Source organism: Nitrospirae bacterium CG2_30_53_67 (assembly GCA_001873285.1).
GTDB lineage: Bacteria > CG2-30-53-67 > CG2-30-53-67 > CG2-30-53-67 > CG2-30-53-67 > CG2-30-53-67.
In genome coordinates this window covers 1-16,397 of the sequence record MNYV01000138.1, presented here as the reverse complement: position 1 = coordinate 16,397, position 16,397 = coordinate 1, and the positions used below count along the sequence as shown (strand labels likewise).

The following is a 16,397-nucleotide window of genomic DNA, read 5'->3' as shown; positions in this document are numbered from 1 at the left end:
CCCTTCCCGGTTCCTGCCGGCTATGCGCCTGTGATTGACCCCATCCTGGGATACAAGCCGAAAATCATACCCAAAATTTCCGACTAAGTGGCCCTATTCGTAAATACGGTCGCATTCGAGTGCCGTAGGGCGGCCTCATCTGCGTTCCGCTCCTTGCGGCGTACCACAGTGGGTACACCTCAGTCGCGCGCCTTGATGAGACCACCCTACGACCCTCTCGGTACGTTACCATATTTACGAACAGGACCACTAAGTATGGAAGGTCTCACTCAAGTTCACCCCGTTAGAGGCCTTAAGGCCTCTAACGGGGTGAACCGTTTATTACTTCTGTTTCCTGACTGCGAAGTAAAGGGTATTGTCACCTCTTTTAATCCAGAAGAGGGAAGGCTCACCCGCTTTCTTGAGTGAGACGGCCTCCCGGTAATCCTTGAGGGAGCGGACCGGCTTCTGGTTCACCTCCGAAATCAAATCTCCGGGCTGCATCCCGGCCTCGGCCGCGGCGCCGTCCTTGTCCACGTCCACGATCACCACACCTTCGGTCTCCTGCAAATTAAAATAGTCGGCCACTTCAGGAGTGAGATCCTGAACCTTCATTCCGAAATCTCCGGCTTCTTCTTTGGTCTCAGAAGAAGCCGTCTTTTCTTCTTCAAGCTTGGTGATCGTAACCGTCAAGGTCTTTTCCTTTCCTTCCCGCAGGATCAGCACCTTGACTTCTTTTCCTAAAGGCGTTGAGGCGACCACAGAGGGAAGATCCCTCATCTTCCCGATCTGCTTGCCGTCGAATTCCAGGATGACATCCCCGCGTTTGATCCCGGCTTTTTCAGCAGGCCCTCCTTTGACCACGTCTGCGACCAGGGCGCCCTCTTTGCCCTCTAAATGCAGGCTCTCCGCTATATCCGGGGTGATATGCTGGACCATGACCCCAAGCCAGCCTCGGGTCACCGTGCCTTTATCCTTGAGCTGCGGGAGAATATCCTTGGCCATGTTGATCGGGATGGCAAACCCGATCCCCTGCCCGCTGGCCACGATGGCTGTGTTGATCCCGATCACCTCCCCGCGAATATTGAAGAGGGGTCCGCCGCTGTTGCCCGGATTAATGGAGGCATCGGTCTGAATGAAGTTGTCATACGGCCCTGAGCCGATCACCCGTCCCTTGGCGCTGACGATCCCTGCGGTCACGGTCTGCTCCAGACCGAAGGGATTCCCGATGGCCACCACCCATTCACCGATCTCAAGTTGATCCGAGTCTCCGATATTCACGACCGGCAGATTGTCTTTGTCTTCTATTTTGATCAGTGCGATATCGGTTTTGGCGTCACGGCCGATGATCTTGGCATCGAACTCTTTTTCGTCTGTCAGTTTCACTTTGATCTCAGAGGCGTTTTCGATCACGTGATTGTTGGTCAGGATATACCCGTCCCCGCTGATAATGAAGCCTGAGCCGAGGCTCTTGGACTTGAATTCCCTGGGCGGGACATCACCGAAGAACCTCTTGAAAAAATCGTCCCCGAAAAATTCGTCAAACGGGCTCTGTCTCCCGCCGAGTGGAGGATGGGTGAACCCCTTCTGCTTGATGATCTGCGTAGTACTGATGTTCACCACGGCCGGTTTTTCCTTCCGGACCAGTTCCACGAACGAGGGCGGCGCCTGTGTGATGCCAGGCTGCGGGGCCGTCTTTTCAGGGGTCGGAGCAGGCTTTTCTTCAGGCTTGGCCTCCACCCTGGGTTTGAAAAAGTCAAAAGCCGCGCCGGCTGAATGAATGGAACCGCCGTATTCCGCATAAAGCATGCCGCCTATAAAGGCGAGGATGATGACGAATGCCACCGTGAATTGTTTGAAGCTTTTCATTTCTTATTCTCCTATTTTTTTACATATTAAGGAACCCATCCGGTTCCCGGTTCTTCTCGATGTGCCGTTATTTTTATCCCAAAAATATGGATTTGACAACTCTTTTTTGATGACAGGCGGATCTAAGTGGTCCTGTTCGTAAATAGGGTGACGTACCGACTTGTACTCGTTTACCGGTAGAGGGTCGTAGGGTGGTCTCATCAAGGCACGCGACTGAGGCGTACCCCTCTGGCACACCGCAAGGAGCGTAACGCCGAGGAGCCCGCCCTACGGCGCTCGAATGCCACCGTATTTACGAATAGGGGCACTAAGTCACCTCACGGCAAAGCGGTATAAATTATGATTGATCAATCTCAAGCCTGACGGCCCTGGCGAGGGATTTCAGATCCACAGGTTTTCTAATATAGATCCCCGCTCCCATACGCTGCGCCTCGGCCACACGCTCGGTTTCTGCATAACCTGAAAGGATGGCCGCCTTTTGATCGGGACGAAACTCACGGATCCTGCGGAAGGTCTCGGTCCCGTCGATCCCATCCATGATCATATCCAGGATCAGCAGGTCCTGCGGATGCCCCTTGACATATTCCACCGCTTCTTCTCCGCTTTCCACGGCATGGACTTTATAGCCGAGCTGATCGAGGAGGCGTTTGATCACCTCCCTCTGGACCGGGTCATCATCCACGATCAGGAGACGCTCACTCCCTCCGGCAATCTCCTCCGCCGCCTTTGCCTGGAATTCCACATCCCGGGTGATGGGAAAATAGAGGGAGAATGTCGTTCCTTTGCCCGACCGGCTCACTATCCCGATATAGCCGTTATGGTCTTCGATCACCGCCTTGACCACGCTCAGGCCGAGGCCGGAGCCCCGTTTCTTGTCCGCCTTCTTGGTCGTGAAAAACGGATCGAAAATGCTGTTGATGATTTCAGGGGAAATACCGCATCCGGTATCTTCAACATCAACCCGGACATATTCCCCCCCCTGAATGGTTTCATAGCTTTTCAAAGGCTGGTCCAGATAGACATTCTTTGTGGCGATCCTCAACGTCCCGACATCCGCCATGGACTCGACGGCATTGGCGATGACGTTGGTGAACACGCGTGAAAGCTGTGCCGATCCGCCCTTGACCGGCAGCAGATCGGGATCATATTTTTTCTCCACGGTCACGGTATGGGGGATCGGCATGGATCCGAGCAGTTCTTCGATCACCGCGTTCAGATGGACGGCTTCCAGGGTGTAGTGCCCTCTCCTTCCCAGGGTCAGGAGCTGCTGGTTGATCTCCGCCATCTGAATCGCTGCAGACTGCATCTGGTCCAGGAGAGGTAAAAGTTTGCTGTTCTTCTCCGCACATTCCATACGCATCAGGTCAGGATAGGCCATCAGCGGAGAGAGAAGGTTGTTGAAATCATGGGCGATCTGCCCTGCGATCCTTCCGGCAGTCTCAAGCCGCTGGGCCCGGGAGAGTTCCTCCTCCATCCGTTTATTTTCGGTGATGTCATAGATTAATCCGTCAATATAGAGCGGCTTTCCGTCCGCACCGGAGACAGGGGTTCCCCTTTCAAGAAAGAACCGGATCGTTCCATCCTTATGCCTGATTGGATATTCGACTGAGAACCGCCTCTCTTCTGAAAGCGCACGCTCGATCTCTCGGATCACCCCTTGTCTTTGTTCGGAAATAATCAGCGGCTCAATGGAACAGACCCTGCCATGACTCAGTTCCTCCTCGGAATAGCCTGTCATGGTTTTGAGCAGATTATTGAAAAAATGCATCCGGTTGTTCTCTCTCAGAAATATTCTGTAAACGACAGCGGGAAGGTTCTGCGCCAGTGTTCTGTAGGAGCGTTCGGACTCTCTTAACGCCTCGTCGGATAGCCGCCGTTCGATCTCGGCCTCGGCTCGGTCCGAGAAGATTTGCAGCGTCGATTCGATCATCTTGATATTATTGACGGCACTCTTGAACATGACCACCATAATGCCGAGCGACCGCCCCGTCAAGTCAAATAACGGAATCCCGATATAGGCATGGACATTCATCTTCACCAGCAACTCACACTCAGGGAACAGCTTCTGTACGTCTCTGGAATAAGAATGGGCGCTTTTCCCGAGAGTGGATTCACAGGGCGTGCCCTGAAGATTGAACTCGACGTTATCTACGATGCCGCCGTCGGCATACATGGCAATCGTTCTGATCATATGGGGTTGATCCGCCATAATTTCGGCGATAAACGCATAATCGGCCTCCAATATTTTTGCCAGGTGTTCCACCATGGAACGGAAATATTTTTCACCCACCTCGGCGGAAACCCCTCTTGCAATCTTCAGCACTGCCTCCTCGGCCTTTTTGCGCCGGCTGATGTCTTCGAGAATGCCGGTGACTCCGAGGACCGAACCGTCATCGGAAAGCAAGGGGCTGTAATCGGCTTTTAAGAACGAATGTTTTCCCCCGAGGACCGACAGATACTCCCCTTCAAAGTATCCTCTCTTTCCGGAGAGCGCCGAGGTTACAGCGGATCTTAATTTTTCATTCCTCAACGAGGTCAACATGTTAAACCCGATCACTTTTTCTCTGTCGGCCCCCAGGATCCGGGCAAGATGTTCGTTACAGGCTGTCACGACACCGTTCCGGTCAATATGAAGGATCCCCAGGGGTGAATCTTCAAAGATCATCCGGTATTTCTCTTCGGATTCTCTGAGCGCTTCCTCCATCCTCCTGCGTTCCGTGATATCATGGACATATTCGATGACGCCGGTCACCTTGGACGTCATGGAGTCCACAAGCGGGAAGGCATAAAGCTCCTGCCAACCCTGAACACCCTTTTCGCCTGTATATGGGACGATTTCAACAGCCTCTTTCCCGCTTTTCAAGGTTTGAATGCTTGGGCAGATCTCACAGGGCTTGGTCCTTCCCTGATAGACGTCGAAGCACTTCCTGCCGGTGTGAGGAAGGTTATGTGCATACCACTTTTTCATGGTGGAGTTGGTGTAAAGAATATTCAGATCATTATCGAGGATGCTGATCCCGTCCTGTATGCTTTCAAGAACGTCATTAAAAAAAGCCTTCTGATCATTGAGATTCCTCTCCATATTTTTTCGTTCTGTGATATCCCGGAAGATCCCTAAAAGGCGCTTTTCCCCTTCAATTTTAAGGGCACTCGTTCGAATGCCCACAGGGACCTCTCTGCCCCTTGAAGTCAGAACCAGGCTCTCCACTTCCTCTGTGGACCCGGCTGCATGACGTTTGAAGCCCTCCATGGTCTCGGCCCGGACCGACTCAGGGTGAAGCTGATCCGCCTTCATGGTCAGAAGTTTTTTCCGGGAATATCCCATAAGACGGACCGCGGCAAGATTCACGTCCACGATTCTTCGTGTACGAATATCGGCCACAAAGATGGCGTCCCGGATCTTTTGGAACAGAAGATGATATGGGCTGTCGCCCATCAGGAATCGATCTTTGTTTGAACGGACACGTTTTTGCTGAACGGACAGGCTGGACGCCCTGTGCGATACTTTAGTTTTTTCGGCGGTTTTTATTCTGGGCTTATGCCGGGGTTCCATCAATGATTATTCTCCACGAGAATGTTTTAAACGCCCCTGTCTTAATGAATAAATATTTATTACAGCGCCTCCACAATACGGGGACGGAAAACCTTGTTTCGTTCGAACCTTTTGTTGAAGAGGCGCTGCAGGAAGAAAAAGATGAGAAGGCCGATAAGGGCGCCGGCGGCGGCGAAGAGGTCTTCCCTCCCCTTGGCATACCGGCCCGCAAACCACAGACCCGCGGCCATGCCTGAGAAGAGACCGATCAGGGGAAAGAGATAAAGAAAGAAGGTTCCTTTTAAAAAACTTGAAGTGGGAACGGCTACCCGGACCTTCTGACCGATCACGGCATGGCCCGGGTTATCCGCCTCAACCGTGCGCTCATCTCCGGATTCCGTGACATGGCATAAGCCCATGGAGGCGCACCCGGAACATGCGCTGCTCCGGTCGGTCCTGACCAGCGCCCGGCCTTCATGGATTTCAATGATGGTCCCAATTTCTTCGATCATCGGCTTTCATCAATTTATAGACCAGGCTGTCCACCATGGCCTGCCAGGAGGCCTCAACCACGTTCTCGGAGACCCCCACCGTACCCCAGTGGTCCACGCCGTCGCTGGATTCAGTGAGCACGCGCACGCTGGCGCCGGTCCCTTTCTTGTCTGTCAGGACTCGGACCTTGTAATCCGTTAAACGGACCTCGGAAAGCTCAGGATAAAAGACATACAGGGCCTTGCGCAGGGCATTGTCCAGGGCGTTCACCGGCCCGTTCCCCACGGATGCCTCGTGCACCACCCTGCCGTCCGGCCCGCGCAGCATGATCGTGGCCTCGCACGCCGTGGGTTGATCCCCTTTCTTTTCGTTGATCACACGGAAACCAAGCAGGTCGAAGTAACGCTTCTGCTTTGACATGCCCTCGCGCATCAGGATCTCGAACGAGGCCTCGGCCCCTTCAAACTGGAAACCCTGATTCTCCATTTGTTTGAGCACGCGGAGGATCTGCCTGACCTCTTTTGAGCGTCCTTCAATGTCCACGCCGTACTCCTGTGCCTTGTGCAGGATATTACTTCTCCCCGAGAGGTCGGAGACCAGGATGCGCTGATGATTGCCCACGGATTCCGGACGGACATGCTCGTAGGTCCCGGACTCCCTCTTAACCGCGCTCACATGGATCCCGGCCTTGTGGGCGAAGGCCGAATCCCCGACATAAGGGAGGCGCTTGTTGTGAGGGAGGTTGGCGATCTCGGAGACGAACCCGGAGAGTTTCTTTAGCTTGGCCAGGTCCTTCATGCCGAGGCACGGGATCTTGAGTTTCAACATCAGGTTCGGGATCACGGAGCAGAGGTTGGCATTTCCGCACCGCTCCCCGTACCCGTTGATGGTTCCATGCACCTGAACGGCCCCGTGCCTCACGGCCGTGATGGTATTGGCCACGGCCATCTCAGTGTCATTGTGCGCATGGATACCGAGCGGGGTCCTGATCTTTTTTTTCACCTCTTCCATGATCGGGCCGATTTCATGGGAGAGGGTCCCGCCGTTGGTGTCGCAGAGCACGATGATGTCTGCGCCTCCATCCTCGGCGGCCAGCAGGGTCCGGATCGCATACTCCGGATCGGCCTTGTACCCGTCAAAGAAGTGTTCCGCATCGTAGATGACTTCGGAAAGCCTCGCCTTGAGGTAGCGGACCGAATCATAGATCATGTCGAGGTTTTCCTTCATGGAGACATGCAGGGCATGGCGGACATGGAAATCCCATGATTTCCCGAAGATCGTGGCCGTCTCCACGCCGGACTTCATGATCTGCCGGAGGTTTCTGTCCTTTCCCGGGGTGACGCCGCGGCGCCTGGTGCTTCCGAAGGCCGTGACCTTTGAGCGTTTCAACGGGAGTTGATGCACGGATTTGAAGTACTCGATATCCCTGGGATTGGAACCCGGCCATCCCCCCTCAATGTAATGAACACCTAAATCATCGAGATACCCGGTGATCCGGAGCTTGTCCTGAACCGAAAGGGAAATGTCCTCGGACTGGGTGCCGTCTCTCAGCGTGGTATCATAGATCGTCACATGCGGCTTGGTGTGTGTGCTCACGTCTGGTTTTCCCTCCGTTGCAGTGGTCAAAAGGGTTTCAGGGTTCAAGGGTTCGTTCGTCTTCACCCGGTCTTGAAGCTTCTTCTATCGGGACGGATAACGCTTCTCGTGAAGGGTCTGCTCCTTGTCGAGTTCAAAGGCCTTGTGCAGTTCCCGTACTGCAAGTTCCAGATATTTTGCCGCAAGGATACAGGAGATCTTGATCTCCGAGGTGCTGATCATCTGGATATTGATCCCGACATCGGCAAGGATCTCGAACATCTTCGCCGCGACGCCGGTATGTGAGCGCATGCCCACTCCCACGATGGCCACCTTGACGATATCCTCGTCCACACGGATTTCACGGGCCGAGAGATCATTCTTGAGTTCCTGCATGATTTTCTCGGCCTTGGGCCTGTCCTCTTTGGAAACCGTAAAAGTCAGGTCCGCCAGCCCGTCCTTTCCGATATTCTGTATGATCATATCCACCACGACATTGGCATCCGCCAGGGAGCGGAAAATCCGTTTGGCCACGCCGGGCCGGTCCGGGATCCCGATGATGGAGACCTTTGCCTCTCCCTTGTTGTAGGCGATGCCGGCAACAACCACTTTTTCCATGTCTGATTCCTCCTGGGTCACCAATGTCCCTGAATGCTCGTTGAAACTCGACCGCACCATGAGCGGAACATTGTATTTTTTTGCGAATTCCACGGAGCGGGTCTGCAGCACCTTGGCGCCGAGACTCGCGAGCTCGAGCATTTCGTCATAGGAGATCTTCTCAAGTTTCCTCGCCTCCGGGACGAGGTTCGGGTCCGTGGTGTAAACACCATCCACGTCCGTGTAGATCTCGCACAGGTCCGCATGAAAGGCCGCGGCCAGGGCCACCGCGGAGGTGTCCGAACCGCCCCTTCCGAGTGTGGAGACATCGGACTTTTCATCGATCCCCTGAAACCCTGCGACCACGGCGATCTTCCCCTGAGCGAGCGCCTCTTGTATCCTCTCGCCTGTAATCCTCGCAATCCTCGCCTTTCCATGCGCAGAATCGGTGATGATCCCGGCCTGCCGTCCGGTGAAGGACTGGGCCGGATATCCGATGGTCTGAAGGGCGATGGCGAGCAGCGCGCTCGTGATCCGCTCCCCGGAAGAAAGGAGAAGATCATACTCGCGTTCGTCCGGAATTTCCGTAAACTCCCCGGCCCATTTGACCAGTTTGTCGGTCTCTCCGGCCATGGCCGAAACCACGACGATCACATCGTGCCCCTGCTCACGCATCCTTCCGACCCGCTCGGCCACGCTGCGGATCCGCTCAATGTCCCGAACCGAGGTTCCGCCGTATTTCTGGACGATCAAACCCATAAAAACCTTTCATTATGCGGACAGGTTGTTACTCTTGACAACATAATAGTTTCTGATCCTTCTCCCATTTTGTGGGTTCAAGGGTTCCAGGGTTCAAGGGTTTGAGTAGTTCACTCGACCCCTTTACCCCTCGGCCCCTTATGTTTTCAGCACTTCACTTGACCCCTGGAATCCTTGACCCCTTGACCCCTGATGTTTTCACCCACTCTTTTGGAGATGATCGAAAAATAATGATCTAATCTCCCCTGATCAGCCGGTCCATGATCTGGTAACCGGGATTGACCACCCGGCCGGATTGCCTCGCAGAGATCTCATCGTAGACCTGTCCGGTCTCCTTGACCTTCCGGCTGTCATAGATCACGTAAGGAGACATCTCTCTGCTGTGCGTCCGGATCGAGATCGGCGTGGGATGATCCGGCAGCAGGAGGACCCTGAATGAATCGAACTTCTGCAAACCCGAAAGCACCGTCCCGACCACCTGCTCATCGAACGCTTCAATGGCCCTGACCTTCTCCTCTATGTTTCCCATGTGGCCTGCTTCATCCGGCGCCTCCACGTGGAGATAGACAAACGAGCCGTTCTCAAGGGCCTTAACGGCCGCCAAAGCCTTGCCCCGGTAATTGGTATCCAGATACCCGGTGGCCCCTGGAACCCGGATTGGTTTCAGTCCCGCATAGATCCCGATCCCCTTGACCAGGTCCACGGCAGAGATCACCGAACCGCTGAGACCGTACTTTTCCTTAAATGCGGGCAGGCTCGGCCGCCTCCCCTGTCCCCATAGCCAGATGGAATTGGCGGGGCGTTTCCCCGCTTCTCCCCGCTTGCGGTTCACCGGATGGTCTTTTAACAGGTTCTGGGAACGGAGCATGAGATCCTTGAGCATTTCAGATCCGTCCTGGAACGGAAGATAATCCGATATCGGCCTGCCGGTGATGTCATGCGGAGGCGTGCAGAGGGTGGCGGACTTCCCCTTCCTCCAGACCATGAGATGGCGGTAACTCACACCCGGATGGAACGAGACCCGGTCATCCGACAGGGCCTGGTTGATATCCCGGATCAGAACAGCGGCCTCCTCACTGCTGATGTGCCCCGCGCTGAAATCAACCATGACCGCATCCTCGATGGTCACCAGATTGCACCGGAAGGCCACATCGTCCGGACCGAGATCCACCCCCATGCTTGCAGCCTCCAGGGGCGCCCGGCCGGTAAAATATTTTGCAGGGTCATAGCCGAAAACCGCTAAGTTCGCCACGTCGCTCCCCGGGAGAAAACCATCCGGAATCGTCTTGACCAGGCCGATCTCGCCCCCTCGGGCGAGCCGGTCCATATTCGAGGTGTTCGCCGCCTGCAAGGGGGTCTTCCCTCCCAATTCAGGAATCGGGAGATCCGCCATCCCATCGCCCAACAGAACAATATACCTCATATGATTCGGTTTATTTGCCGCCATATTAGAAATTCCGTTTTAACCCACATGTAGTGGGACAGAAGGGTTCAAGGGGTCAAGGGGTCAAGGGGTCAAGGGTTCAAGGGGTCAAGGGTTCAAGGGGTCAAGGGGTCAAGTGAAAACATCAACCCTTAAACCTTTAAACCCTTAAACCCTTAAACCTTTAAACTCTTGAACCTTTAAACCCTCGACCCCTTGGCCCCTCGAATCCTTGAACCCTTATTTATATCCGAGGGCTCGTATCACCTCATCCAGGTCCGCGTGGACCGTGACCGGTTTTTCCGAAACCGAGATCGCCGTATCCGGGTCCTTGAGGCCGTGCCCGGTCAGGGTGCAGACGATGGTGTCCCCCTCCTGAAATCCGCCGGCTTCGCTCCGCTTGATCACACCGGCCACCGAGGCGGCTGAGGCCGGCTCACAGAAGACCCCCTCAAGCGAGGCGATCATCCGGTACGCCCCCAGGATCTCTTCATCGGTCACCATATCAATCTTCCCCCCGGAATCCCTGGCCGCCTCTTCCGCATATTTCCAGGATGCAGGGTTCCCGATCCGAATGGCCGTGGCCACGGTCTCAGGTTTTTCAACCGGATGTCCGAGGACGATGGGCGCGGCCCCTGCGGCCTGGAATCCGATCATCCTCGGCAGGCGGTCAATCTTCCCCGCGTCCTTGTAACGCCTGTATCCTTTCCAGTAGGCCGTGATGTTTCCCGCGTTCCCCACAGGGAGGGCATGGAAATCCGGCGCGCGTTCCAGCCGGTCGCAGACCTCGTATGCGGCCGTGGTCTGTCCCTCGATCCGGTACGGATTGATGGAGTTGACCAGCGTGACCGGATACCTATCCGAAACCTCCCGGACGATCTTCAAGGCCTGATCAAAATTCCCTTTGACCTGAAGCACCCTGGCCCCGTGCATCATGGCCTGGGCGAGTTTACCTAAGGCGATCTTCCCCTCCGGGATCAGGACAAAGGCCCGGATCCCGACCCGCGCGGCATAGGCCGCCGCCGAGGCCGAGGTGTTGCCTGTGGAGGCGCAGATCACGGCTTTGGATCCCTGCTCCACGGCCTTGGAAATCGCCATGGCCATGCCCCGGTCCTTGAAGGAGCCCGTAGGATTGGCCCCCTCAAACTTCAAATAGATCGCGAGGTCCGGATGAATCGCCTCCGCCAGACGTTTCGTCCGAACCAAAGGGGTGTTCCCTTCGAGAAGGGTCACGACCGGCGTCTTGTCCGTTACTGGAAGAAACTCTCGATACTCCTCAATGATTCCTCGCCACGTCGTCACAACTTTTTGCTCCTCAGTTCGTTTTAAATTTCAAATCTCAAATCTCAATTTTTTATCCTCCGACGGGGTCTACTGTCTCTTCCCCGTCTTCAATCCGAATCAGTACCGTCTTCGCCGAAACAATATTCAGCACGTCGGTCTCGGAAAGCGCATCAAAGACGTCTTTCTCCCTGGCTTTGTGGGTCACCATGACGATGGGGACCGGGCGGTCCGACTTTCTTCCCTTCTGAATCACCGAGGCAATGCTGATCCCGTGCGAGGCCAGGATGCCTGAAATCTTCGATAATACCCCTGGCTGGTCCGCTGTGGTGAACCGGAGGAAATATCTGGACATGACGTCATCCATGTTCCGGATCGGGAGGGGACGGCGTTCTTGATTGAGAAAGGCGCATAAAGGGACGCGTGCCGTCCCTCCGTGGATGATATCACGGCTGATCTCGATCACGTCCCCCAGCACCGAACTGGCCGTAGGGAGCGAGCCTGCGCCTCTCCCGTAATAAAGCGTAGGCCCGACCGCGTCCCCGTTCACATAGATCGCATTCAACACGCCGTCCACCTGCGCCAGGAGGGTATCCTCAGGAATCATAGTCGGGTGCACGCGGGCCTCCACCTCCCCGCCGGAGATCTTGGTGATCCCGAGGAGTTTGATCTTGTACCCGAACCCTCGGGCATACTCGATGTCCACAGGCGTGATCTTGGATATCCCTTCGGTATAGACCCGGTCGAGGGGGATGGGCGACCCGAAGGCAAGCGAAGCCAGGATGGCCAGTTTATGCGCAGAATCGGTTCCTTTAATATCATAGGTGGGATCCGCTTCGGCATATCCCTGGCTCATCGCCTCCTTGAGCACGGCCCCGAACTCGGACCCCTTGTCGGTCATCTCGGTCAGGATGTAATTGGCCGTGCCGTTCACAATGCCGTAGATGGACTCGATCCGGTTGGCCGCGAGTCCTTCCTTGAGAATTCGGATGATCGGGATCCCGCCCCCCACGCTGGCCTCAAAACCGATCTTGACCCCCTTTTCAGAAGCAAGGGTAAAAAGTTCCTCGCCATGGACCGCGAGGAGGGCCTTGTTGGCCGTGACCACGTGCTTGCCCGCGGAAAGGGCCTGCCTCACGATTCTGAGCGCCGCATCGGTCCCGCCGATCAACTCGACCACGATCCGGATCTCAGGATCATTCAGGATATCCTCGGCCCTGGTGGAAAGGATATGCGGTTCGATCTTGACGCCTCGGTCCGACGTGATGTCGAGATCCACGATCTTCTTGATCTCGATCTTCGCGCCCAGTCTCCGGCGGATCACATCCCGGTTCTGTTCAAGCACCCTGACCAGGCCGGTCCCGATGGTTCCGAGACCGAAAAGTCCCACGTAAATCTTTTTCATCACTTCATCCTCTGCGGCATTGAAAAATCAGTCAAAAAAGACTGCTCTCCCGCTTACTACGGCACAAAGGGTTCGAGGGTTCCAGGATTCAAGGGTCCGAGTGTCTGTGTTCTAACGACTTGATCATTGAGCATTTCACTTGACCCCAAGATACCTCAGTGTAGTAGCCGTCGCAGACGGCAAAGATAGAGAAAAGCGGGGCACGCGAAGCGTAACCATGGAACCCTTGACCCCTTGGACCCTGACCCTAAACAATTTCTCAAAACAATGTCCGTATCCCCTTGACCGCCTGCCTTGTCCGGTGTTCGTTTTCCACCAGAGCGAACCGGACATACTCATCTCCATACTCACCGAACCCAACGCCCGGCGAGACCGCGACCTTGGCCTTTTCCAGAAGGAGCTTGGAAAACTCGAGCGACCCCATGGCCCTGTATTTTTCGGGAATGCGGGCCCAGACAAACATGGTCGCCTTGGGTTTTTCCATCTCCCAGCCGATCCGGTTCAAACCGTCACAGAGGGTGTCTCTTCTCGACCGGTAGAGCTCCACGATCTCCTGCACACAATCCTGCGGGCCCTTGAGCGCGATGATGGCTGCGATCTGGATCGGCTGGAACATCCCGTAATCCAGGTAACTCTTCATCCGGGTCAGGGCGCCGATGATCCTGCTGTTCCCTACGGCAAATCCCACGCGCCAGCCCGGCATATTATAGCTCTTCGAAAGGCTGACAAACTCAACGCCCACATCCATGGCCCCGGGGACCTGCAGAAAGCTCGGCGCGGTATAACCGTCGAAGACGAGCTCGGCATAGGCCAGATCATGAATCACGATCACGCTGTTTTCCTTGGCAAAGGCGACGATCTTTTCGAAGAAGCCGAGATCCACCACCTGCGTGGTCGGGTTGTGCGGAAAACTGATGATCATGGCCTTGGGCCTCGGCCAGGCCTGCACGTAGGCCTTGCGCAGCTCTTCGAAAAAATCCGTATCCGGCATCAGGGGCACATGGCGCACATCCCCGTTGGCGATGATCACGCTGTATGCATGGATCGGATAGGTCGGGTTGGGGACCAGGACCGTATCCCCGGGACCGAACAGGGCCAGGGCAAGGTGCGACATCCCTTCCTTGGAGCCGATGGTGGCGATGGCCTCGCTTTCCGGATCCGGTTCTACGTTATACTTCTCCTGATACCAGTCGGTAATGGCCGACCGGAGCTTAGGGATCCCTTTGGAAGCGGAATATCGGTGGTTCTTGGGGTTCCGGGCCGCTTCGATCAGCTTGTCCACGATATGTTTCGGCGTCCCCTGGTCCGGGTTCCCCATCCCGAGATCAATGATGTCTTCCCCTCGGCGCCGTGCCTTCATCTTCAGATCATTCACGATGGCGAAGACATAGGGAGGCATCCGTTCAATTCTGCGAAAAACAAAATCCATGATCCGTCCTTTATGATATCAAACCTATTGCAGCATCTGCATGATAGGAACTTCTAACCAACGGGCCGGACATCACCTGACGGAAACCAAGCTCATAACCGATCCGTTCATATTCGGCAAACCGTTCTTCAGGAATATATTCCGCCACCGGAAGGTTTGCCTTCCCGGGTTGGAGGTACTGGCCCACGGTCAGCAGATCACATTCCATGTCCCTTAAATCCCGCATGACGGCAACCACCTCGTCTCCGGTCTCACCCAGTCCGACCATGATCCCTGACTTGGTCGAGAGATCCTGCCTGTACAACTTGACCCGGCGTATGAGATCCAGGGAGCGCCGGTAATCGGCCGAGCTTCTGACCGTAGGATAGAGCCTCGGCGCCGTCTCGATGTTGTGGTTGTAGATGTCCGGCCCGGCCTCGGCCGCGCAGCGGATCGCTTCCTGATTCCCCTGAAAATCCGGTGTCAGCGCTTCAATGGTCGCATCAGGGATTCCGGCACGCAAACAACGGATGGTCTCTGCAAACTGAGCGCTTCCGCCGTCGGGAAGATCATCCCGCGTCACCGAGGTAACCACGACATGCTTGAGTCCCATCTCCTTTGCCGCCGCCGCAACCCTCTCCGGCTCCCCGTGATCCAAAGGCAAGGGCTGTTCATGTTCCACGGCGCAGAAGGCGCATCTCCTCGTGCAGCGGTTTCCGAGAATCATAAAGGTGGCCGTATTCCTGGAGAAACACTCCCCCAGATTCGGACATAGGGCCGATTCACAAACCGTATGCAGATTCATCCCACGAAGCATCCGCTTGATCCTGCGGATCGAATCCGGATCCCCCCTCCGCTTCCTCACCCACTCCGGAAGCCTTTTCCTGGGCATAGCCATATATTTTTCAGGTTGCATCCACACTTCCCAAAAGCATTTTTCGGCTAAATATTAGATTTTAAATCTTATAATACCTGTTTGCCTATGTCAATGCAATTTCTTTCTGAACTCAAGGGGTTATCCTTCAAAGACGCCCTTTAATTAAGGTTCTCATAATATAAACGACATCATATCGAAAATCCCTCCCCTCTCTATTTCGAGACTATTAATAAAAGACCTCCTCCAAGGTGATTCGGGATAGACAAAATTCTTGTTGACGATCTTCTAAAACATGGTTTAATATCTCATCACTCGTCACGATGTCCGGAAAATGTCTGCATCCGGTCACTACATAAGGAGGAAGACGATGAAAGGATCACTTGTTTTTTTCATGCTGATTTGGCTTCTGCCCGTCATCCCGGTCATTCCCGTGTATGCAGACCAGGTGGATGTCGGGGTATCCATCGGAGAAGAGGGGATCCGCCGTTTCTATGTTTCGGTTGGAGATTATTACCACGTGCCGGAACCGGAAGTCATCGTCATCCGGCAAAGGGGAATCCCTTATGAAGAAATTCCCGTGGTCTTTTTCCTTGCATCACGGGCCCATGTGACGCCGGAGGCCATGATTGATCTCAGACTGAGCGGCATGTCCTGGATGGACATCACCCTGCATTTCGGTCTCGGTCCGGAGATCTTCTATGTGCCGGTCCAGGCGGAAATCCACGGCCCGCCCTATGGCAAGGCATACGGTTATTACAAGCATAAGCCTAAAAAGGAATGGAAAACCATCCGCCTTGAAAACGATGACGTGGTGAACCTCGTCAACCTCCGTTTCATATCCGAATACCACGGATGCACTCCTGGAGACGTAATCGGCATGAGATCTCAGGGCCGGGACTTTGTCGTCATCAATGACGACTTCAAGGCAGGCCGCCACGAAAAAGCCGGGAAACACGAAGATCACGGCAAGGAACACGGGAAAAACAAAGGCAAAGACAAGGGACATAAAGACGAATAATCCCGAAGCAAGATGGCTGAATGCATCAACCGGAGCCGTACTTAGTGGTCCTATTCGTAAATACGGTCGCATTCGAGTGCCGTAGGGCGGTCTCCTCAGCGTTCCGCTCCTTGCGGCGTACCACAGGGGGTACACCTCAGTCGCGCGCCTTGATAAGACCGCCCTACGGCACTCTCGGTACG

11 protein-coding genes are annotated in these 16,397 nt (G+C 55.1%); 1 reads left to right on the top strand and 10 read right to left on the bottom strand.

Annotated features, from left to right (window positions below; genetic code table 11):
* Positions 1 to 321: 321 nt before the first annotated feature.
* The 10 genes from AUK29_08750 to AUK29_08705 form a co-directional block, all read right to left on the bottom strand.
* Positions 322 to 1,848 (bottom strand): hypothetical protein, encoded by a 1,527-nt coding sequence (locus tag AUK29_08750; protein ID OIP62329.1) that lies wholly within the window; start codon positions 1,846 to 1,848, stop codon positions 322 to 324.
* Between the two features lie 337 nt (positions 1,849 to 2,185).
* Positions 2,186 to 5,284, bottom strand: a complete 3,099-nt coding sequence (locus tag AUK29_08745) for a hypothetical protein (protein OIP62328.1) — start codon at positions 5,282 to 5,284, stop codon at positions 2,186 to 2,188.
* A gap of 176 nt (positions 5,285 to 5,460) precedes the next feature.
* Complete coding sequence (locus AUK29_08740; protein OIP62327.1) at positions 5,461 to 5,892, bottom strand: hypothetical protein; 432 nt, start codon at positions 5,890 to 5,892, stop codon at positions 5,461 to 5,463.
* On the bottom strand, positions 5,864 to 7,444 hold the full coding sequence (locus AUK29_08735; GenBank protein OIP62332.1) for a citramalate synthase: 1,581 nt from the start codon (positions 7,442 to 7,444) through the stop codon (positions 5,864 to 5,866). The genes AUK29_08740 and AUK29_08735 overlap by 29 nt, the downstream gene beginning before the upstream one ends.
* Before the next feature lie 108 nt (positions 7,445 to 7,552).
* Positions 7,553 to 8,803 (bottom strand): aspartate kinase, encoded by a 1,251-nt coding sequence (locus AUK29_08730; GenBank protein ID OIP62326.1) that lies wholly within the window; start codon positions 8,801 to 8,803, stop codon positions 7,553 to 7,555.
* A gap of 235 nt (positions 8,804 to 9,038) precedes the next feature.
* Entirely contained in the window at positions 9,039 to 10,226 is a 1,188-nt protein-coding gene (locus AUK29_08725; protein ID OIP62331.1) for a cofactor-independent phosphoglycerate mutase, read from the bottom strand.
* Positions 10,227 to 10,466: 240 nt separating this feature from the next.
* On the bottom strand, positions 10,467 to 11,528 hold the full coding sequence (locus tag AUK29_08720; GenBank protein OIP62325.1) for a threonine synthase: 1,062 nt from the start codon (positions 11,526 to 11,528) through the stop codon (positions 10,467 to 10,469).
* Positions 11,529 to 11,580: 52 nt separating this feature from the next.
* Entirely contained in the window at positions 11,581 to 12,912 is a 1,332-nt protein-coding gene (locus AUK29_08715) for a homoserine dehydrogenase (GenBank protein OIP62324.1), read from the bottom strand.
* A 259-nt stretch (positions 12,913 to 13,171) separates the two neighbouring features.
* A complete protein-coding gene (locus AUK29_08710; GenBank protein ID OIP62323.1) occupies positions 13,172 to 14,341 on the bottom strand; it encodes an alanine transaminase in 1,170 nt (389 codons plus the stop codon).
* A gap of 10 nt (positions 14,342 to 14,351) precedes the next feature.
* Positions 14,352 to 15,212, bottom strand: a complete 861-nt coding sequence (locus AUK29_08705; protein OIP62330.1) for a lipoyl synthase — start codon at positions 15,210 to 15,212, stop codon at positions 14,352 to 14,354.
* 352 nt (positions 15,213 to 15,564) lie between these two features.
* Here AUK29_08705 and AUK29_08700 point away from each other — a divergent pair, with 352 nt between their 5' ends.
* Positions 15,565 to 16,215 (top strand): hypothetical protein, encoded by a 651-nt coding sequence (locus AUK29_08700; protein OIP62322.1) that lies wholly within the window; start codon positions 15,565 to 15,567, stop codon positions 16,213 to 16,215.
* Positions 16,216 to 16,397 lie beyond the last annotated feature (182 nt).